Annotated in this window: 18 protein-coding genes; 12 read left to right on the forward strand and 6 right to left on the reverse strand. The window is 64.3% G+C overall.

The annotated features are described in order from the left end of the window. Positions 1 to 4: 4 nt before the first annotated feature. The 4 genes from AB5Y81_RS02660 to fadI all read right to left on the reverse strand — a co-directional run bounded on the left by AB5Y81_RS02660 (position 5) and on the right by fadI (position 4,624). Positions 5 to 562 (reverse strand): YaeQ family protein, encoded by a 558-nt coding sequence (locus AB5Y81_RS02660; protein ID WP_010633897.1) that lies wholly within the window; start codon positions 560 to 562, stop codon positions 5 to 7. A 192-nt stretch (positions 563 to 754) separates the two neighbouring features. After that, the gene (locus AB5Y81_RS02665; RefSeq protein WP_005301193.1) at positions 755 to 895 is read right to left on the reverse strand and encodes a TIGR02808 family protein; all 141 of its coding nucleotides are present in this window, start codon (positions 893 to 895) and stop codon (positions 755 to 757) included. A 295-nt stretch (positions 896 to 1,190) separates the two neighbouring features. Beyond that, positions 1,191 to 3,314: a fatty acid oxidation complex subunit alpha FadJ gene (gene fadJ, locus AB5Y81_RS02670; protein WP_208199408.1), complete on the reverse strand. Its 2,124-nt coding sequence runs from the start codon at positions 3,312 to 3,314 to the stop codon at positions 1,191 to 1,193. Further along, positions 3,314 to 4,624: an acetyl-CoA C-acyltransferase FadI gene (gene fadI, locus AB5Y81_RS02675; RefSeq protein ID WP_005301198.1), complete on the reverse strand. Its 1,311-nt coding sequence runs from the start codon at positions 4,622 to 4,624 to the stop codon at positions 3,314 to 3,316. Before fadI ends, fadJ begins: the two co-directional genes overlap by 1 nt. A gap of 193 nt (positions 4,625 to 4,817) precedes the next feature. On the opposite strand from fadI, the gene AB5Y81_RS02680 reads away from it, so the two are divergent. The 11 genes from AB5Y81_RS02680 (at position 4,818) to AB5Y81_RS02730 (ending at position 17,189) form a co-directional block, all read left to right on the forward strand. Beyond that, on the forward strand, positions 4,818 to 5,768 hold the full coding sequence (locus AB5Y81_RS02680; protein ID WP_279484315.1) for an AAA family ATPase: 951 nt from the start codon (positions 4,818 to 4,820) through the stop codon (positions 5,766 to 5,768). A gap of 34 nt (positions 5,769 to 5,802) precedes the next feature. Further along, positions 5,803 to 6,693 carry a DUF58 domain-containing protein gene (locus AB5Y81_RS02685; protein WP_162513016.1) on the forward strand — a complete coding sequence of 297 codons (891 nt, stop codon included), beginning with the start codon at positions 5,803 to 5,805 and terminating at the stop codon, positions 6,691 to 6,693. Further along, positions 6,678 to 7,250, forward strand: coding sequence for a DUF4381 domain-containing protein (locus tag AB5Y81_RS02690; RefSeq protein WP_124249788.1), 573 nt, complete (start codon positions 6,678 to 6,680; stop codon positions 7,248 to 7,250). Before AB5Y81_RS02685 ends, AB5Y81_RS02690 begins: the two co-directional genes overlap by 16 nt. Continuing rightward, entirely contained in the window at positions 7,247 to 8,257 is a 1,011-nt protein-coding gene (locus AB5Y81_RS02695) for a VWA domain-containing protein (protein ID WP_279484314.1), read from the forward strand. The genes AB5Y81_RS02690 and AB5Y81_RS02695 overlap by 4 nt, the downstream gene beginning before the upstream one ends. Beyond that, positions 8,257 to 9,747, forward strand: coding sequence for a tetratricopeptide repeat protein (locus tag AB5Y81_RS02700; RefSeq protein WP_279485540.1), 1,491 nt, complete (start codon positions 8,257 to 8,259; stop codon positions 9,745 to 9,747). Before AB5Y81_RS02695 ends, AB5Y81_RS02700 begins: the two co-directional genes overlap by 1 nt. Continuing rightward, complete coding sequence (locus AB5Y81_RS02705) at positions 9,744 to 11,285, forward strand: hypothetical protein (RefSeq protein WP_279484313.1); 1,542 nt, start codon at positions 9,744 to 9,746, stop codon at positions 11,283 to 11,285. Before AB5Y81_RS02700 ends, AB5Y81_RS02705 begins: the two co-directional genes overlap by 4 nt. 12 nt (positions 11,286 to 11,297) lie before the next feature. Further along, positions 11,298 to 11,888, forward strand: coding sequence for a sigma-70 family RNA polymerase sigma factor (locus AB5Y81_RS02710; RefSeq protein WP_005301215.1), 591 nt, complete (start codon positions 11,298 to 11,300; stop codon positions 11,886 to 11,888). Beyond that, complete coding sequence (locus AB5Y81_RS02715) at positions 11,881 to 12,618, forward strand: DUF3379 domain-containing protein (RefSeq protein WP_368146536.1); 738 nt, start codon at positions 11,881 to 11,883, stop codon at positions 12,616 to 12,618. The genes AB5Y81_RS02710 and AB5Y81_RS02715 overlap by 8 nt, the downstream gene beginning before the upstream one ends. Positions 12,619 to 13,028: 410 nt before the next feature. Further along, on the forward strand, positions 13,029 to 14,327 hold the full coding sequence (locus AB5Y81_RS02720; protein WP_005301224.1) for an outer membrane protein transport protein: 1,299 nt from the start codon (positions 13,029 to 13,031) through the stop codon (positions 14,325 to 14,327). 253 nt (positions 14,328 to 14,580) lie between these two features. Continuing rightward, on the forward strand, positions 14,581 to 15,837 hold the full coding sequence (locus AB5Y81_RS02725; RefSeq protein ID WP_017779738.1) for an OmpP1/FadL family transporter: 1,257 nt from the start codon (positions 14,581 to 14,583) through the stop codon (positions 15,835 to 15,837). 128 nt (positions 15,838 to 15,965) lie between these two features. Continuing rightward, positions 15,966 to 17,189 (forward strand): EAL and HDOD domain-containing protein, encoded by a 1,224-nt coding sequence (locus AB5Y81_RS02730; RefSeq protein ID WP_017779737.1) that lies wholly within the window; start codon positions 15,966 to 15,968, stop codon positions 17,187 to 17,189. On the opposite strand, the gene AB5Y81_RS02735 is transcribed toward AB5Y81_RS02730, so the two are convergent. Further along, positions 17,186 to 18,349 carry an acetyl-CoA C-acyltransferase gene (locus tag AB5Y81_RS02735; RefSeq protein WP_025201669.1) on the reverse strand — a complete coding sequence of 388 codons (1,164 nt, stop codon included), beginning with the start codon at positions 18,347 to 18,349 and terminating at the stop codon, positions 17,186 to 17,188. The genes AB5Y81_RS02730 and AB5Y81_RS02735 overlap by 4 nt on opposite strands. A gap of 121 nt (positions 18,350 to 18,470) precedes the next feature. Here AB5Y81_RS02735 and AB5Y81_RS02740 point away from each other — a divergent pair, with 121 nt between their 5' ends. After that, on the forward strand, positions 18,471 to 18,866 hold the full coding sequence (locus AB5Y81_RS02740; protein ID WP_005301228.1) for a MerR family DNA-binding transcriptional regulator: 396 nt from the start codon (positions 18,471 to 18,473) through the stop codon (positions 18,864 to 18,866). 58 nt (positions 18,867 to 18,924) lie between these two features. Here the strand turns inward: AB5Y81_RS02740 and AB5Y81_RS02745 are convergent, their stop codons facing one another. Next, the gene (locus AB5Y81_RS02745; RefSeq protein WP_005301229.1) at positions 18,925 to 20,163 is read right to left on the reverse strand and encodes a dicarboxylate/amino acid:cation symporter; all 1,239 of its coding nucleotides are present in this window, start codon (positions 20,161 to 20,163) and stop codon (positions 18,925 to 18,927) included. Between the last annotated feature and the right edge of the window lie 5 nt (positions 20,164 to 20,168).

Consider the following 20,168-nt stretch of genomic DNA (forward strand, 5'->3'; position numbering starts at 1 on the left):
TCCTTTACAGTTCGCGGGCGGGGGTTCCCATCAGCAGCACGGGATCCAGAGTCACCTCCTGGCGGCCGTTGCTCACCCAGAGCTGGCCGTCGGAGATGGTGCAGGTGAGCTGCATGGTGCGCTCGACCATCTCGGTCAGCGGCAGGGTCTGGCTGTCGGAGAGCTCAATCACGGTGAGGTTGTCGTGCAGGCTGAGCTTGCCCTGGTTCTGCTTCCACCAGACGCTGGTGCCACGGCCACCGTAAAGGTAGAGCACCACATGACGGGAGCGGTTGCACGCCTTCTTGAGACGGCGCTCGTCGGGCTGGCCGAGCTCGATCCAGAGTTCAATCTCGTCGGAATAGTTCTTGCGCCAGAGCTCGGGCTCATCATCGGCAGAGAGGCCCTTGGTGAACTCCAGCCGCTCGGCGGCGTGCCAGGCGAAGGCGGCCAGCCGGATCATCATCCGCTCGTCGGTCTCGGAGGGGTGACGGGCCAGGGTGAGAGAGAAGTCCTGATAGAGATTGCGATCCATGTCGGACAGGCTGAGCTGAGCCTTGAATACGGTTGCCTTGAGAGCCATAGAAAACCTTGAATACCTTGGGAAGCGGGCCGAAACGAAAAATTGCGCGCCAGTGTAATCAAAATCGGCGGCAGGTTCGACCTCAAGCAGCACACATTTGGCCCGGCTCGTGCAGATAACGGCCTGCAGAGGCTCCAAAAACAAATGCCAGTCCGAAGACTGGCATTTGGCGGTATGAACGAAAGAAGCGGATCACTTCTCGGCGGACTTGACCCCGAAGGCATTGAGCAGCAAGCAGCAGGTCACTGCCACCGCTACAAACCCGCTCAGGAAGATAAAGGGCATGGCCCCGTATCCCAATACAGTCCAGATGGTTTGTTCAAGCAGACTCATTATGTGTCCTTCATCCAGTGAAATGGGTGTCCCTTTCGTGACGGGGTTATTCCCCGTTCCTGATGATGCTATTTGACCCCAACCAGCGCCTGAGTCCTATGCCACCAAAGTAATAAATAGGGGGCTACTTTGCGTTGGATCAACAATTTATCCCTTGCCGAGGAAAAATATGGACGCAATTCAACCCGTTGTCAGCCTGCGGCCCTCTCCTCTCCCATCGCTGCGCCAATAAAGAAGGAGGCGACCCCGGGGTCGCCTCCTTGTCGGTTGGCCTGTTGCCGCGAGCGGCGCACCCTCAATAGAAGCGCTGCTGCTCCGCCGCCATCGCCTTGAGGCGATCGCAAGGGGCGAAGCGATCGCCATGGCGCTTCTGGTAGTGCTCAAGGCGCGCCACCAGGTGCTCGATGCCAAGGCTGTCCATGTAGCGGAACGGGCCCCCCAGGAACGGCGGGAAGCCGATGCCGAAGATGGCGCCGATGTCGCCATCGCGGGCCGAGGCCACCACGCCGCTGTCGAGCGCCATGGCCGCTTCGTTGAGCATCATCAGCACGCAGCGCTCGGCGATCTCCGCCTTGGCCTGTTTGGCCTGGGGGCTGACGCCCAAGACGCCGTAGACGCTGTCGTCCACCTTCTTCTTGCCCTTGGCGGCTTTGCCGTAGAGGTAGAAGCCCTTGCCGTTCTTGCGCCCCTTGCGATCGTTTTGCAGCAGCTTGTCAAAGGCCGCCGGCGCCTGGAAGCGCTCGCCCCCCAGCTCTTTCTCGAGGATCGGGGAGATCTTGGCACCCACGTCGATCCCCACCTCGTCCAGCAAGGTGATGGGGCCCACCGGGAAGCCGAAATCGAGCAGGGCGCCGTCCAGCACCTCCACCGGCTCCCCTTCCAGCACCAGGCGCGCCGCCTCGTTCATGTAAGGGGCCAGAATGCGGTTCACATAGAAGCCTGCCTCGTCCTTGACCACGATGGGGGTCTTACCCTGAGCCCGGGCAAAGGCCAGGGTGGTGGCAACCGTCTCGGCACTGGTGCCGGCGTGGGGGATGATTTCCGCCAGCGGCATCTTGTCCACCGGGCTGAAGTAGTGTAGCCCCACCACCCGCTCCGGGTGTGCCGCCGCCGAGGCGATCTGGTGGATAGGCAGGGAGGAGGTGTTGGAGGCAAACACTGTGTGCTCGCCGCATTCGCGCTCCACGTCCTGCACCATCTGGTGTTTGAGGGCGAGATCTTCGAACACGGCTTCCACCACCATGTCGACCCGGTGGAAACCGGAGTAGTCGAGGGTGCCAGTCAGCAGGCTCATCTGTTTCTCAAGCTCGCTGCGCAGGATATGACGACGCTTGAGCTTCTTGGCCAGGATGTCGTAGCTGTAGCGCATGGCGTTGCCAATGCCGGCACTGGCCACGTCCTTGATCCGTACCGGTACGCCCGCCTTGGTGGCGGTGACGAAGGCGATGCCGCCCCCCATCAGACCGCCGCCCAGCACGGCGGCATGACCCACCTTGCGCGGCTCGGCCCCCTGATAGGTGACCTCCTTCTTCATCTCTGTGGTGGCAAAGAAGATGGAGCGCAGGGCGGCGGATTCGCTGGTCATCACCAGCTCGCCAAAGTGTCGGGATTCGGCGGCAAGGCCTGCCTGCATCCCCTCTTCCACCCCGATGCGCACCACCTCCAGGATCAGCTCAGGGGCCGGGTAGTTGCCGCGGGTCTTCGCCTTCACCCCCTTGCGGGCCTGATCGAACAGTACCTTGCGGCCGAGCTTGTTGGTCTCCAGCAGTTTGCCCTGCAGATCCCGCTTGAGCTCGTGGCGGGGTTTGCCCTTCTTGGCCAGCTTGATGGCAGCCTCCAGCAGGATGGAGGGGGGCACCACATCGTCCACCAGCCCCAGTTTCCTGGCCTGCTTGGCCCGCACCTGCTTGCCGGTCAACATCAGATCGAGTGCCTTGGCCACCCCGATGAGGCGCGGCAGACGCTGGGTGCCGCCGGAACCCGGCAGCAAGCCCAGTTGCACCTCGGGCAGGCCGAGCACCGTCTTGCCGTGATCGGTGACCACCCGGCCATGACAGGCCAGCGCCAGCTCCAGCCCGCCGCCGAGGCAGGGGCCGTGAATGGCGGCGATCACCGGGATGGGCAGCGACTCGATCTCGGCGAAGATCACCTGCCCTTCCCGCGACAGCGTCTCGGCATCCTTGGCGCTGGTACAGGCCGCCAGCATGCTGATGTCGGCGCCGGCGATGAAGGAGTCCTTCTTGCCGGAGACCACCACCAGGCCGATCAGCTCTTTATTGGCTTTCACCTCGGCCAGCACCGCGCGGATCTCGTCCACGAAGGCGGCTTTCAGGGTATTCATGCTCTCGCCCGGCACATCCATGGTGAGAATGCCGATGCCATCCTGGCGCACCGCCAGGGAAAAAGTCTTCTCGCTCATCACTCTACCTCCAACACCATGGCCACGCCGAGACCGCCCGCCGCACAGGCGGTGTTCAGCCCCAATCCTCCCCCGCGACGCCGCAGCTCGTGCAGGGTCTGGGTGATCATGCGCGCACCGGTGGCGGCAAAGGGGTGACCATAGGCCAGCGAGCCACCGAGGACGTTGAATTTGTCCATGTCCACTTCGCCGATGGCCTGATCGCGCCCCAGCTTGCTCTGGGCAAACTCGTGGCTGGCAAACATCTTGAGGTTGGCCAGGGTCTGGGCGGCAAAGGCTTCGTGCATGTCGATCAGAGTGAGATCGCTGAGCGTGATGCCGGCGCGGTCCAGCGCCAGCGGGGTGGCGTAGGAGGGGCCCATCAGCATGTCCTGCCACACATCGATGGCAGAAAACGCGAAGCTGCGGATATAGCCGAGCGGCTCGAGACCGAGCTCGCGGGCCCGCCCTTCGCGCATCAGCAACACAGCGGCGGCGCCGTCGGTGAGCGGGGTGGCGTTGGCGGCGGTGACGGAGCCGTGCAGTCGGTCAAACACCGGCTTGAGCTTGGCGTAGCTCGCCAGATCCGAGCTTTCGCGGATGTTGTTGTCTCGCTCCAGCGGCGCCTTGTAGGGAGGCACATGGGCGGTGAACACCTCGCCATTGAGCTTGCCATCGGCCCAGGCCTGAGCGGCCAGGGTGTGGGAGCGGTGCGCCAGCGCATCTTGCGCCTCGCGGCTGATCTGGTGGCTCTTGGCCATCTGCTCGGCGGTCTGGCCCATGGAGAGGCCGGTGGAGTACTCGGCCACGGCGGGCGGCACCGGCAGCAGATCCTTGACCCGCAGCTGGCGCAAAATGTTGAAGCGCTGCTGCAGATTGCGCGCCTTGTTGAGATCCACCAGGGCGCGGGCCAGCTTCTTGCTCACCCCGATGGGCAGCACGGAGGAGGAATCGGCGCCGCCGGCGATGGCGATATCCACCGTGCCGGCCATGATGGATTCGGTGACGTTGGCGACGGCCTGGAAACTGGTGGCGCAGGCGCGCGACACACTATAGGCATCGGTGCTGACGCTCATGCCGGTGCCGAGCACGATCTCGCGGGCGATGTTGGGGGCTTCCGGCATCTGTACCACCTGGCCGAACACCAGCTGGTCGATGAGCTTGGGATCGAGATCGGTGCGAGCGAGCATCTCGCTCACCACCAGTTTGCCCAGATCCACCGCAGGCACGCCGTGAAAGGCGGTGGCCTGCTTGGCAAAGGGAGTGCGCAAACCCGCCACGACGGCAATCCGTTCGCCCTGGCGAGTCGTCAGTTTCAATGGCTCTTTCATCCTGGCTCCTTGGTTAAACGAGAAGACTAAAGGGAGAGGTCTGACCTCATTGCGCCACATCTTAACAATCCACTCACAAATTTCATACGGCTGATTGAAACTAAATTGCCGCCATCTTGGCCCCCTCCCTCGCCCTTGTGCGCCAACTGGAGTATAAAAAGATCAACTTCTATGAAAACAACGGGTTTATTGCATGGCAGCGGCCGAGTTCAGACAGCTTGGGGACTATCTTGGTAGTCAGATTCTGGGACAGGGCCCCCTCATCGAGGGGCTGCTGATCGCCCTGTTATGTGAAGGACATGTGTTGATCGAGGGCGCCCCCGGTCTTGCCAAGACCCGGGCCGTCAAGGCACTGGCCGGCGCGGTGGAGGGACGCTTCGCCCGCATCCAGTTCACCCCCGACCTGCTGCCCGCCGATCTCACCGGCAGTGAGGTGTTTCACCCTCAGGATGCCAGCTTCGTGTTTCAGCCCGGCCCCCTCTTCAACCAACTGGTGCTGGCGGACGAGATCAACCGGGCGCCGGCCAAGGTGCAATCCGCCCTCTTGGAAGCGATGGCCGAGCATCAGATCACCGTGGGCAAGAAGAGCTGGCGCCTGCCGCCCCTATTTATGGTGGCCGCCACGCAAAACCCGATAGAACAGGAGGGGACCTATCCCCTGCCGGAGGCCCAGCTCGATCGCTTCCTGCTCAAGCTGCTGGTGGACTACCCGAGCCCCGCCATGGAGCTCGCCATCCTCCAGTTAAACGCCCAGGGCGACACCCTGCCGGCGCCGCCGCTCACCCTGAGCCAGGCCGATCTGCTGGCGGCCCGCAGCGCGGTGCAGGCGGTGCAGATGCAGGGGCGCCTCGAGCACTATCTGGTGCAGCTGGTCTGCGCCACCCGCCCTGGCAGCGGCCTCTGTCCGGAGCTCGAACCCCTGGTCGCGGTGGGCGCCAGCCCCAGGGCCAGCATAGGTCTGGCCAGAGCGGCTCGCGCCAGGGCCTGGCTGGTCGGGCGGGATTTCGTGCTGCCCGAAGACATTCAGCAGCTGGCACCGGCCGTGCTGCGCCATCGCCTCATCCCCAGTTATCAGGCGCTGGCGGACAACCTCGACAACGAGGCGCTCATCACCCTGCTGCTGGATGCGATCCCATGCCCCTGAGCTCGCTCGCACCCTCTGCGCAGGCCCTGCTGTCATGACGGGCGCCGCCGATCCCCTCGCCCATCCCGATATCGCCCTGCCGCTTGCCAGGTTGCTGGCGATCAGGCTGTGGGCCCGGCAGGGGCCGCGCTCGCGTATTCAACCGGTGGCGCAGGGGCGGCTTGGCCGCACGCCGGGGCTCACCTTTCGCGAGCTGCGCGCCTATCAGGCCGGCGACGAGGTGCGCCACATCGACTGGCGGGTGACCGCCCGCCTCGGTCGCCCCTATACCCGCCTCTACAGCGAAGAGCAGGATCAGGCCCACTGGCTGCTGCTCGACCTCTCCCCGGCCATGTACTTCGGCTCACGCCACCAGCTCAAGGCACGCCTGGGCTGCGAGCTGGCTGCCGCCCTGCTCTGGCAAGGGGAAAAACAGGCCAACACCCTGATCTGCCACGGCGTGGAGACACACCTGCAACATCAGCGCGGCCCGCTGGTGCCGCTGCTAGAGGCCCTCTGCCACCACTACCGGCTGGGGCTGGCACGCACGCCGTCCCCCCACGCCCTGGCCCATACCCTGGCCCGGCTCAACCTGCCCCACGGCGCCAGATTGACCCTGATCACCGATCACAGCCCTCTCGATGAGGCGCTCTGCCGCCAGCTGCAGCTGCTCGGCCGGCGCCACGACATTCATTGCTGGCAGATCCGCGATCCGCTGGAGGCGGCCCTGCCCACCCAGGGCCGTCTGGCGGTGCATGCCGGCCAGCAGAGCGGCTGGCTCGAGGCCGGCGAACCCGGGTTTGCCTTGCGCTATCAAGTGGCCGCCGAGCAACTGGCTCGCCAGAGCCATCAGCAACTGCTGCCGCTGGTGCAGCGCCTCTACCGGCTCGACAACGGCCAGCCGCTGCAACGCCAGTGGCAGGAGGGTGCATGCCGCCAATTCTGAACTGGCTTGCCAGCGCCGTGCCGGGCAGCAATGTGCCCACCTCCCCGCTGGCGGCCCAGCTGCGCGACATTCATCCCGGCCCACCGCTGCAGCTCGCCTCTGATCCCCGCCTGTTGGGCTGGTGGTGGCTGCTGATCGCCCTGCTGGTCGGCACCTTGATCATCCTCGGCGTGCAGAGTCTGCTGCGTTATCGCCGCTGGCAGCGACAGCTCGACTGGCAGGCCCCCGATCTGGTGCCTAGGCTGCAGGCCGTGATGCGCGAGGCCGTGCTGCCGCGCTGGCCCGAGGCGGCCTCCCTGCAGGGCGAGCCCTGGCTCATCTTTCTTGATTCTTTGGGGCTTGATTCTCTGGGGGGCAGCCGCTTTCGCGAGCTGGCCCCGCACTGGTCTGCCTGGCTCTACGGCGGTCAAAGCCCGGATGCGCAGCAGCGCCAGGCGCTGCGCCGGGCCTACCTCGCCTGGGGACGTCACTGCATCTGCCCGCCAGCCTGGTTGCTGGCGCTGCGCACTCGCTGGCGAAGCCATACAAGAGATGTGCACATCCGGAGGCAGCCATGATCCTCGCCTGGCCCTGGTTTGCCCTGGCGCTGGTGCTGCCGCTGCTGGTGCGCTTCGGTCTGCCACCCCGCCCCAGCAGCGCACACGACCCCGGCGTGCTGAACCATGCCGGCTTTCCTCTGCTGCGCCCCCATGCCGGCCAGCCCCTGTGGCGGATGGCGCTGTGCTGGTGCGCCCTGGTGCTGGCGCTTTGCCGCCCCCAGTGGCAGGAGCCGCCTCAGGTGAGCTATCAGAGCAGCCGGGATCTCATCCTGGCGGTGGATCTCTCCGACAGCATGCGCACCCAGGACATGCTGGACGACGGGGAGCAAAAAGACCGGCTCAGCGCGGTGCGCCAGCAGATAGACAGGCTCATCGCCGCCCGCCCCGGCGATCTCATCGCCCTCATCGTGTTCGCCGACCACGCCTACCTGCTCTCGCCCCTGACCCAGGAGACCAACGCCCTGCTCGGCCTCACCCGTGAGCTCGATTTCGAGCTGGTGGGGCGCACCACCGCGCTGGGCGAGGCCATCCTGCTTGCTCGCCAGCACAAGGCTCCCAACCGCTCCACCGCCCTCTTGCTGGTCACCGACGGGCGCAACACCGCCGGCAGCGCCGATCCCCTGAGCGAAGCCAAACGAGCCGCCGCCGCAGGCATTCGCCTCTATACCCTGGGGGTGGGCGCCGATCCGGATACCTTTGCCGAGGCGATGGCACCCGCGCTGGCCCCGGCCCAGAGCGATCCCAGCGCCGAGCTGGACGAAGCCCTCTTGCAGCAACTGGCCGAGGTGGGCCATGGCCGTTACTTCCGCGCGCGCACCCAGGGGGATCTCGAGGCCATCAATCAGGCGCTGGATACCCTGGAACCCGTCGCCACCGCGCAAACCCGTTATCGCCCCAACGTGGAGCTCTACCCCTGGCCGCTGGCGCTGGCCTGGCTGCTGCTGAGCTGGCCAGCCCGGTTGCGCTGGCCGGTGCGGCTGACTCGCAAGGCCCAGCCTGATCAGCCGTCCCGAGGCGCCCCATGATGGAGCTCACCCTGCTGCGCCCGCTCTGGTTGCTGGCCCTGCTGCCCTGGTTGTGGCAGGGGTGGCGCCGTCGCCGCCAGGCCCCGCTGCTGGCCCCCGCCATGCAGGCCTATCTGCTGCCGGGGCAGCGGCGCCAGCGCCCCTGGCTCTGGCTGGCCTGCCTGCCGGTGATCCTGGCCTTGAGCGGCCCGGCCCTGCGTCAGCAGAGCCTGAGCGTGCCAAGCCCGGCCCTCGACATCTGGCTGCTGGATCTCTCCCGCTCCATGCTGGCCACCGACCTGCTGCCGGATCGGGCCACCCGGGTGCGGGTACTGCTGCAGGATCTGCTGGCCGACAGCGAGCGGCAGGAAGCAGCCCATCCCATCGCCCTCATTCTGTTTGCCGGGGATGCCTACCTCGCCATGCCGCCCACCCGGGATCAGCAGGCCATCGCCCTGCTGCTGCCCGACCTGCGCCCGGCCATCATGCCAAGACAGGGCAGTGCGCCCGAACGCGCCGTGGCACTGGCGCTCAAGCAGATCCCCGCCGGCCGGCAAGCCCGCCTGCTGCTGATCACCGATGACCTGACCGCCCGTCAGGCCGAGCGGATCAAGGCGAGCTGGCCCTGCCAGGGCAACCTCTTTTGCCACCCCGAAGTGCAAGCCCGTCTCGATATCCTGTTGGTCAACGCAGGCCAGCCCAGTCAACTGCCCGCCACCCTGGGCGGCGGCCTTGGCCGCGAGCTGCCCGCCCCGGATGTGGCGGCGCTGCAACAGCTGGCCGGCGATCTCGGCGGTCAGCTGCAGTGGCTGCAGCAAGGATTGCCGCGCTTTGCCCCCCTGCCCATGAGCCAGACCACAGGCGCACACCAGGCACAGGATCTCGGCCCCTGGTTGCTGCTGCCCCTGCTGCCGCTGGCACTGCTGGCCCGCATCGGCAGCCTATGGCTGGTGGTAATGGGGACACTCTTGCTGACGCCCCCCTCCCTGCAGGCCAATCCGGCGCTTGCCAGCACGCCCCCGGTCGGGGACAACCTGGCCTGGCAGGCCTTCTTGCAGGGACGCTATCAGGAGGCGGCCCGCGCCTTTACCGATCCCGTCTGGCAGGGCAATGCCTGGTATCGGGCCGGCGACTACGGCCGGGCCGTTGCCGCCTACGGCCGGGCCAACAGCGCCACCGCCCACTACAACCGGGGCAACGCCCTGGTACAGCTGGGCCAGCTGGCCGCCGCCGAGCAGGCCTATCTGGCGGCGCTGGCACTGGCCCCCAACCATGAAGACGCACTTTACAACCTGGCGCTGCTGCGCGCCCAGCCGCCCGCGGCAGCACCAGAGGCGCAGGATCCCAAGCCCGTCGATCCCCCCGAACAGGCCGCTACCCCGGATGCCCCGCTGCCTCCATCTCCCCCCGTACTGCTGCTGGAGCAGCGGCTGCGCAAGGAGGATCAGCGCAGGCGCGAGCAGGAGGCCGACAAGGGCCTTCTCCCCACAAGAGGGGAGGATCCCTGGTGACGCGCCTCTTTGCCCCTTGCCATGCGCTCTGCCTTCTGCTGCTCTGGCTGCTGCCGGCGCAGCTCTTTGCCGCCCCGCCCCGGGCCGAGCTGCTGCCGGGTGCCGATCGCCGCGACTGGCTGCTGATCATCGAAGCGGACGGCGAGCGCCAGAGCGATGAACTCGCCATCACCCCCCTGCTGCGCCGCTTTGCGGTGGGCAAGGTGACCATGAGCCGGGTCACCACCCCGCAGCAAAACCTGACCCGCTGGCAGATCCCCCTGCACCTGCTGGACGACACAGAGCAGCAGGTGCCGGCTCTGCCGCTGGGGAAGGAGCAGACACCGTCCATCCCCTTTCCGCCGCGCTCCGAGAGCGGCAGCCTGGTGCCAGCCCCTGCCATCTCCCCCATCGAGTTGCAGGCCCGGGTGCTGCAACAGGGACCGCTCTACCCAGGCCAGCCCTTTGTCTATCAGCTCAGCCTCTGGCTGCCCGCCAACATGGAGGCCCCCAACCTCACCGAGCCGGCCAGTGATGCCTTCACCATCCGCCGTCTCGGCAACGATCAGTGGCAGCCCCCGGCGAGCCCCGGCCTGCCGGGCCGGCTGACCCGCAGCTGGCTGTTGCAGGCCAGGGAGGCCGGGCGCCATCCGCTGGAGTCCCCCCGCTTTCAGGGGCGTTTGCCGCAGGATGACGGCGGCAGCGACCCCCTCTCGGCCCGGGCGGCCACCCTGTTCGTGCAGATCGAGGAGCCCCCGCTGCAACCGGTGGCGAGCCGACTCACCCTGAGCCAGCGGCTGGATCCCCCCACCGGCGCCAGAGCGGGCGAACCGGTGATCCGCACCCTGACCCTCACCCTGGAGGGGGGGGATGGCAACCGCCTCACCCTCTCCAGAGTGCTCGGAAGCACAGCCCTGCCCGCCGGCGTGCAGGCCAGACCGGATGGAGAGCAGCAGCAGGAGCGCTATCTCGCCGAGGGGACGCTGCGCTTCGAGCGCGAGTGGCGCCAGGCCCTGACCGTCGACGAGCCCGGCGATTACCTGCTGCCCGCCATCGAGCTGGCCTGGTTCAACACCCAACACAAGCGCATCGAATACGCGCGCCTGCCCGCCGTCCCCTTGCACATCACCGCAGGGGCGCAGGGGGAACCGACCCGGGATGGGCCGAACGACGAGAGCCTGCGCTGGGTCATCTGGGCCCTGCTGCTGCGCGCCTGCTGGCGCCACGGGCCGCGCTGGCACGCCTTTTATCGCCTGCAGCGGGCGCTGGCCCGCACCGAGGCCGAGCCGATCCGCCAACACCTGCTTGGTTGGGCCGCCCTGCGCTGGCCTCAGCCCCATCTTCGTCTCGACACCCTGCCCTGTCGCCGCGATCCCGCTCTTGCGCCCCACTTCGCCGCCCTGGAGCGAGCCTGTTTTGCCGCCGTCGCCCCCGCTGGCCATGATGGGCACGACTGGCGCGGCTTTGCCGCGGCCCTATGCGGCCATGAAACTTTTGCGATAGCCTATGGCCTCAGGCAACTGGCCCGGATCGGTGGATCCGGGCCTTCATTTAAATAAGGAAGCCCAGCGATGGCTTTAGGATTTTTCAGAAAAAAAGGCGCCACGGTCGGAAAGGATCCCACGACCTCTCCGGTCTATGGAGGTATGGCCGACAAACAAACCAAATACGAAGCCCTGGTGCATGCCCTGCACGGGGACATCTACCGCTACGCCTACTGGCTGTGCCGGGATCCGCAAGTGGCGGAAGACCTGGTGCAGGAGACCTTCCTGCGCGCCTGGAAGGGGATAGACACCCTGGTGGATGACAAGGCCGCCAAGGCTTGGCTCATCACCATACTGCGGCGGGAGAACGCCCGGCGCTTCGAGCGCAAGCAGTTCGATCTCGTCGATCTCGACGAGCACCCACAGAGCGATCAGGAGGCGCTGCACAGCGAGCAGGAGATGGAGAACGAGTGGCTCAGACGCCACATCGCCCGCCTGCCGGCAGAATACCAGGAGCCCCTGCTGCTGCAGGTGCTGGGAGGCTTCAGCGGCGACGAGATCGCGGCGCAACTGGGGCTCAACAAGAACACCGTCATGACCCGCCTGTTTCGGGCCCGCAACCAGATCAAAGAGGCCATGGAGTCAACGACCCAACAGAGAGGACACACCAATGGATGAGCTGGAATTTCGCCGTCGGGCTATAGCCCATCCACATGAGCAGGATCCCACGTTTCTCGAGCAGGCCCAGCGCTCCCCCGCCAACCGCAAGCATCTGGAGGAGATGAAGCAGCTCGATCGCAGCCTGCAGCGGGCGATGGAGGTCGAGGTACCGGCCGGCCTGGCCGAGCGAATCCTGCTCAGGCAGGCACTGGAAGCAGATCAGGAGCAGGTGGTGCCCCTGCGCCCGCATAGCAACTGGCGTGCGCTGGCGATGGCCGCCTCGGTCGCCTTCCTGCTCGGCATGAGCACCCGCTGGCTGAGCTGGCCGCAGGCCACCCCGGACGAGCTCTCGCTGGCCCAGGTCGCCATGGCCCACGTCTATGGCGAGGAGCCCTTCATCAAGGATGTGGACGAGCAGGTGAGCCTGCGCACCATCAACGCCAAGATGGAGAAATATGGCGCCACCCTGATGGGCATGCAGGGGCTGACGATCACCTATGTCAACCACTGCTCCTTCTATCAGGGGCCGGCGCTGCACATGGTGCTGCAGGGCAAGATGGGCCCGGTCACCCTGTTCCTGGTGCCCAAACATGTGCCGCTCACCCTGCAGCCCACCTTCGAGGATGGCCAGCTCAAGGGGGAGATCCTGCAGTTGAAGGGGGCCAACATGGTGCTGATCGGTGACATGGAAGAGCCGCTGGCACCGGTGGCGCAGCAGCTGGAATCCCGGCTGCACTGGTCGATTTAACAGGTGTTAACGCAATCCTGACCCGAACGACCTCGGGTCAACCCAACGGGCAGACCAGACAACTTGGCTGCCCGTTTCCGCCCTTATCCCCCACGATTTGCCGCCATTTCCGGCTCATTCACAGCAAGTGCCGAAAAATATTTTTGTGATGCAGATCGCCCTATGTGCGTGTTTTTTATCCAATAAATGGTAAAAGAGACTATTTATGCGGCACATTCAAACAAATGATTAACACTCCAGAAACTTTTATGTATTCTGCTGTCACTGGTCTGATTTCTTACCTCCTACCAGATCCATAGAATCACGCCAGAATTGAATGGGAAGAAGCTGAAATAACAACAGATCTTGTCACATACGGAGGCAAAAAAGCCCCGATGCTGACAGAAAATCTGCCTACAAGAGAGAACACTATGACAACTGCCTTTTTCAAAAAGAGCCTGATCGCTGCCGCCGTCACTCTGGCCAGTACCCAAACCTTCGCCGCCGCGTTTCAGCTGAACGAACACTCAGCCTCCGGTCTGGGCCGTGCGTACGCCGGGGAAGCCGCCGTGGCAGACAACGCCTCCGTGTTGTCCCGCAACCCGGCAGCCATGACCCAGTTTGACAAGATGGCGTTCTCCGTATCCGGCACCTACATCAAGCCGGACGTGGATGTAAATGGTGACATCTATGCAGGTTCCGCCAAGATGGCCGGCGCCAGCGAGAGCGGCATCGCACCGAGCGCCTTCGTTCCCGCCACCTACTTCATCCAGCCGCTGAACGATCAGTGGGCCTGGGGTATCGGCCTGTTCTCCAACTACGGTCTGTCGACCGAGTACACCGAGAACTTCAACGGTGGCTCCATTGCCGGCAACACCGAACTGCTCACCTTCAACATCAACCCGAACATCGCCTACCGCGTCAACCAGCACTTCACTTTCGGTGCCGGTGTGAACCTGGTCTATGCCAAGGCTGAACTGAACCGCCGTGCCGGCGTACTGGCCGCCGTGCCGCCGCTGAGCAGCGTACCGGGTGTCGGCAAGGACACCATCGTCAGCCACCTGAAGGGTGACGACTGGGGTTACGGCTGGAACGTGGGCACCATGTTCGAAGTCAACGAAAACAACCGCTTCGCCCTGACCTACCGCTCCCAGGTAGATCTGAAGTTCAAGGGTGACTACCAGGGTACCTCTTCCGGCTTCAAGACCGTCGGTGGCGAGCTGCCGCTGGATCTGCCGGCCCAGGCCGAGTTCGCCGGTTACCACCGTCTGAACCAGCAGTTCGCGGTGCACTACTCCGTCAACTGGACCGACTGGAGCGCCTTCCAGGAGCTCAAGGCCACCAGCGGTCAGTGCAACAGCACCGATGGTGCCGGTGTCTGCCTCTACAAGCCGGAGAAGTTCAAGGACTCCACCCGTTACTCTCTGGGCGGTACCTGGTACGTCAACCCGTCCTGGGAAGCGCGTATCGGCTTTGCCTACGACAACACCCCGATCGAGCCGGAATACCGCAGCCTGAGCATCCCGGACTCCGACCGCGTATGGTATAGCGCCGGTGCCACCTACCACATCGACAAGGACATGAGCGTCGATTTCGGCATGGCCTATCTGGACGGCAAGAAAGTGGACGTCAACGAGAAGCTGGTTGAAAGCAACGAAGCCCTGCGCTGGAAAGGCACCTCCCACGGCAACGCCTTCCTCGCTTCCGCTCAGTTCAACATGAAATTCTGATCATCAGCGAATTGACCAGAGCGCCTACGGGCGCTCTTTTTTTATGCTCAATGCCTGTTTCAGCGTACATCTGTAGTAAACAACTGTACGCTTTTCTTTTTTTATCAAGCTATTAGCTGCACATCCTCCAGCATTTAATCCCGTTTTCGTCCGCCAGCTTCCGCGCCCGTTGCCTTACTGGTCGTACCATATAAAATCCTGCATCCAATCAGAAAAACGTTCGAACCCAAGGTTCACTTTCAAGGACAATGCAATGCACTCCATCATGAAGCCGTCTCTCATCGCCCTGCTGGTGCTGTCGAGCCAGGCCCAGGCGGCAGGTTTCCAGCTGGCCGAGCAATCCGCCACCGGCATGGGCCGCGCCTTCGCGGGCGAAGCCGCCATCGCCGACAATGCCAGCGTGCTCTCCCGCAATGCCGCCGCCATGACCCGTTTCGATACCATGGCCTTCTCCGGTGGCTTCATCTATGTGCACCCCGATGTCAACATCGAGGGCACCACCCGGGTGCCGACCGCCAGAGGGCCGGTCGACCTGGATGCGGCGGCCCACGACATCGCCGATGATGCCTGGGTGCCCAACGCCTACCTGATAGTGCCGCTCAACGATCAGTGGCGCCTGGGGCTGGCCGCCACCTCCTATTACGGGCTCGGCGTCAAGATGCCGGACAACTACAATGCCGGCCACTTCGGCAACGTCTCCGACATCAAGACCGTGGATCTGGGCGCCTCGCTGGCCTATCGCGTCAACCGCGTCTGGTCCGTCGGGGCCGGCCTCTCCGCCATTCGGGGCGAAGGGGAAGTGGGCGGCACCTTCCCCTCCAACAACCAGATTGCCAAGCACCTCAAAGGTGATGGCTGGGCCATGGGCTGGAACCTGGGCACCCTGCTGGAGCTGTCGGACGCGACCCGCATCGGCCTCTCCTATCGCCACGACGTGACCCTGAAGCTCTCGGGCGATGCCATCGGCATCGATCAGAACGGTCAGCCCTTCACCGATACCGGCAGCCTGGATCTGCCGCTGCCCGCCACCGCCGAGCTGGCCCTGTTCCATCAGCTGACGCCGGCGCTGGCACTGCACTCGAGCATCAACTGGACCAACTGGAGCAAGTTCGTACAGCTGGAGTCCGAGCTCGACCACCACGGCGTCATGCACATCAAGGACGAACACTGGAATGACAGCTGGCGCTATGCGCTGGGTCTGACCTACCAGCTGGCGCCGCAATGGACACTGCGCTCGGGCCTTGCCTACGACCGCAGCCCGGTGCCGGCAGATCGCCGCACCATCTCCATCCCCGACTCGGATCGGGTCTGGTACAGCGCCGGGGTGGGTTATCAGTTCGATCGCAACCTCTCGCTGGATCTGGGGGTCACCCTGATCGACGGCAAGAAGGTGGACGTGAGCGAAACCATGCTGCTCAAACCCGGCATCCCGCAGACTACCTCCACTTTCCAGGGCACCTCGGAAGGGGACGCCTGGCTGGCCGGCCTGCAGCTCAACTACCTGTTCTGATCCGGCGGGCCTCCTGGGCCCGTCTATTCAAGCACTATGCCAGTTATTGACCGTTTCTGGCCTTCACGCGCTGGCATAGTGCTCTGCTTCACAATAAAATCAATCCAGTACACCCGCTGGAGAGATGCATGTATTCCTACGTAGCAAGGCAGCCCATCCTGGATCGGGAGTTGAAGACCCACGCCTATGAGCTGCTGTTTCGCGACAGTCTGGATAACGTGTTTCCTCCCATCTCCTCCCAGCAGGCCACGGCCAGGCTGGTGGCCGAACAGTTCCTGCAACAGAACATCGATCAGCTGCTCGGCGGCCGCCCCTGCTTCATCAACTTCCCCCACTCCCTGTTGCTGGAAGGGCTGGCCGAATGCCTGCCGCCGGAGAAGGTGGTGATCGAGATCCTGGAAGACGCCGCACCCGACGACGCCCTGCTGGCCAAGGTTAAGCAGCTGCACGAGCTGGGCTATCAGCTGGCACTCGATGACTTCACCCTGTCGCCGGACTGGGAGCGCTTCCTCCCCTATATCCACATCATCAAGTTCGATCTGCGCACCACCTCCCTGTTGCGGATCAAGGTGTTCATCCAGCAGCATCAGCAGCTCAAACTCACCTATCTGGCCGAAAAGGTGGAAGACAAGGCGGAGTTCGAACGGGCCAAGCGGCTCGGTATCGACCTGTTCCAGGGCTTCTTCTTCAGCCGCCCCGAAATGGTCAAGCAGGCCACCATGGAGCCGGCCCAGGTGGTGGTGATGCAGTTGCTCAACGTGGTCAACCAGGCCGAGCCGGATCTCAACCGCATCGAGCAGTTGCTGAGTCAGGACATCTCCCTGTCACTCAAGCTGCTGCGTTATGTCAACCACCTCAAGAGCCACGCCAACCCCATCTCCTCCTTTCGCCAGGCGGCGGTCTATCTCGGCCACACCCAGCTCAAGCGTTTCGTGACCCTGGTGGCCGCCACCAGCGCCGGCCAGGGCAAGAGCGCCGAGCTCTATCAGATGTCGATGATCCGGGCCCGTTTCTGCGAGCTGTTGGCCCATACCCATGCGCCGACCCAGGAGGCCCAGCAGGCCTTCATCACCGGCCTCTTCTCCCTGCTCGACGTCTTGATGGAGCAGCCGATGGACAAGCTGCTCGGCACCATTCCGCTGATCGAGGAGATCCGGGTCGCCCTGCTCGAGCGCAAGGGCAACCTGGGGTTCTACCTGTCGTTTTGCGAAGATTACGAGAATGCGAACTGGCAGCGGATCACCGCCAGAACGGCCCGGCTCGGGCTCAATGAAGAGAAGGTCAGCCAGCTCTATCTGACCGCCACCGCCTGGGTCAACCAGCAACTCCAGGCGATGGCGGAGACAGATTAACCCAGCTCGATGGCGACTGCGGTCGCCTCCCCGCCCCCGATGCACAGACTGGCGATCCCGCGCTTGAGGCCACGTTCGCGCAAGGCATGGATCAGGGTCACCAGGATCCTGGCGCCGCTCGCCCCCAGCGGATGACCGAGGGCACAGGCGCCGCCGTTCACGTTCACCTTGTCATGGGACAGCTTGCAACCCGCCATGGCCAGCATGCTCACCATGGCGAATGCCTCGTTGACCTCGAACAGGTCCACCTCGCCCACCTGCCAGCCCACCTTGGCCAACAAGCCCTCGATGGCCCCGATGGGCGCGCTGGTGAACTCGGCAGGCAGGGCCGCGTGGCTCTGATAGCCCACCAGCCGAGCCAGCACGGGCACGCCGAGCTGCGCGGCGGTGTCGGCCCGCATCAGGATCAGCGCCGCCGCCCCGTCCGAGATGGAGCTGGCATTGGCCGCCGTGATGGTGCCCGTCTTGCTGAAAGCCGGCTTGAGCTGGGGGATCTTCTCGGGGCGTGCCTTGCCAGGCTGCTCATCCTCGGCCAGCAGCAGGGTCTCTCCGGCCTTCACCGGCGCCAGCTCCGCCGCAAAGGCGCCGCTGCGCTGGGCCGCCAGTGCCCGCTCCAGCGAGGTGATGGCAAAGGCATCCATGTCGGAGCGGGTCAGCCCGGCGCGATCGGCGCTCAACTGGGCATAATGGCCCATCAGCTGACCCTCGTAGGCATCCTGCAGCCCGTCGAGGAACATGTGATCGAGCACGCTCTGGTGCCCCATCCGAAAACCGCTGCGCGCCTTGTCGAGCAGATAAGGGGCACGGCTCATGCTCTCCATCCCGCCGGCGATCACCACGTTCGTGTCACCGAGTCGCAACCCATCGGCCGCCAGCATCACCGCCTTCATGCCGGAACCGCACACCTTGTTGACCGTGGTGCAGGGGATGCTGTCCGGCAGGCCCGCCTTCAACACCGCCTGACGGGCGGGCGCCTGGCCGACCCCGGCACTCAGCACGTTGCCAAGATAAGCCTCATCGATCTGCTCCCCCTTGAGCCCGGCCTGCGCCATGGCCGCGGCGATGGCACAGGCACCCAGTTCGGGGGCGCTCAGGTTGGCCAGGGCCCCTTGAAAGGCCCCCATGGGGGTACGTTTGGCCGCAACAATCACGATATCCATCAATTGCACTCTCCTTGTTACATTGAGCTAACATATGCCGCCGCCGTCGCGGGAACAAGACTTGCGGGGCAGTTGACGTTTGGGTAAGGTGCCAGCCAGGATTGACAGTCAAGATAGCGCCATGAACCGAACCAAGGATGACAAACGGACCTACAGCATCAGCGAACTGGCCCGTGAATTTGATGTTACGACCCGAAGTATTCGTTTTTATGAAGATCAGGGACTTTTGAATCCTGCTCGTCAGGGGCAGACCCGGATCTACAGCCGTCAGGACAGAGTGCGGCTCAAGCTCACCCTGCGCGGCAAGCGACTGGGGTTCAGCCTGGCGGACATCCGCGATCTGTTCGATCTCTACGATGCGGACAAGAGCAGCCGTACCCAGCTGCAGACCATGCTGGGACTGGTGGCCGACAAGCGGGATACCCTGCAGCAGCAGCTGGAAGACATCAAGATGGTGCTGCTGGAGCTGGACGCCGCCGAGCAGCGCTGCCAGCAGGCGCTGGAGCAGCTCGGCTGAGGCAAACAGACAAACATAAAGAAAGGGGCCCGCGGGCCCCTTGTTCATTGCAACTGGATTATTTGTTCCAGCGGTCCGGATCGTAATCCGGGCTGTAGCGGTCGACGATGACGGCGCAGGCCGCATCACCGGTGATGTTGAGGGCGGTACGGATCATGTCGAACAGACGATCCAGCGCAAACAACAGCGGCAGTCCCTCGATGGGGATCCCGGCGGCCAGCAGCACGGCGACCACCAGGAAGCTCGGGCCAGGTACACCGGCCTGACCGATGGCCCCCAGGGTGGCGGTCACTATGATGGCAGCCCAGGCACCCATGGAGAGATCGATCTGATAGACCTGGGCGAAGAAGATGGCGACCAGACCGTAATAGATGGCGTTGCCGCTCATGTTGATGGTGGCACCCAGCGGCAGCACGAAGGAGGCCGTGGCATTGCTCACCTTCAGCTCTTTCTCGCAGGTCTCCATGTTGACCGGCAGGGTCGCCATGGAAGAGGCGGTGGAGAAGGCGACGATCTGCGGCTTCTTCATGGCAGACAGGTACTTGCGCACCGGGGTGTTGGAGAAGATCATGACCAGCAGCGGATAGACCACGAAGCCGAAGATCAGGATGGCGGCCAGATAGACCACGAACAGCTTGATCACCAGGGTCAGCACGTCGAAGCCGTAGGTGCCGATGGCGTCAGCCATCAGGCCGAACACGCCGAGCGGCGCAATCAGCATCACCTTGTTGATCATCCAGACGAAGGCATCCACCAGGGTGTTCAAACCATCGACCAGCGGCTTGGCCCGCTCGCGGGGCTGCTTGGCCAGCGCGATGCCGAGGAACATGCAGAACACCAGGATCTGCAGGATGTTGGCTTCGTTGAGCGATTGGAAGACGTTGGTCGGGATCATCCCGAGCAGGGTGGCAACCGCATCGGGCAGGGCACCCTTGTCGGAATAGTCACCGGAGAACATGGAGGCCATGGAGCCGAACTCGACCCCGATCCCGGGTTTGAAGATCTGCCCCATCACCAGTGCCAGCAGCACCGCCAGCGCCGAGGTGCCGAGGAAGAAGGCCAGCGTGGTGACACCAATCTTGCCTGCCGCCGGGCTGGCTCCCAGGTTGGCTGCCCCCGACAGGATGGCCACCGCCACCAGCGGGATCACCAGCATCTTGATGAGCTGGATAAAGAGCGTACCGAGCGGTGCGAACACGGTGGCTTGTTCACCCATGAACGCCCCCACCAGTGCCCCCAGCACCATGGCAACCACGACCTGGAAGCCAACGTTCTTAATGAGTCCTTTTGTTAACACAGAAT

It is taken from the genome of Aeromonas sp. s2, from assembly GCF_040907935.1.
Taxonomy (GTDB): Bacteria; Pseudomonadota; Gammaproteobacteria; order Enterobacterales; family Aeromonadaceae; genus Aeromonas; species Aeromonas dhakensis.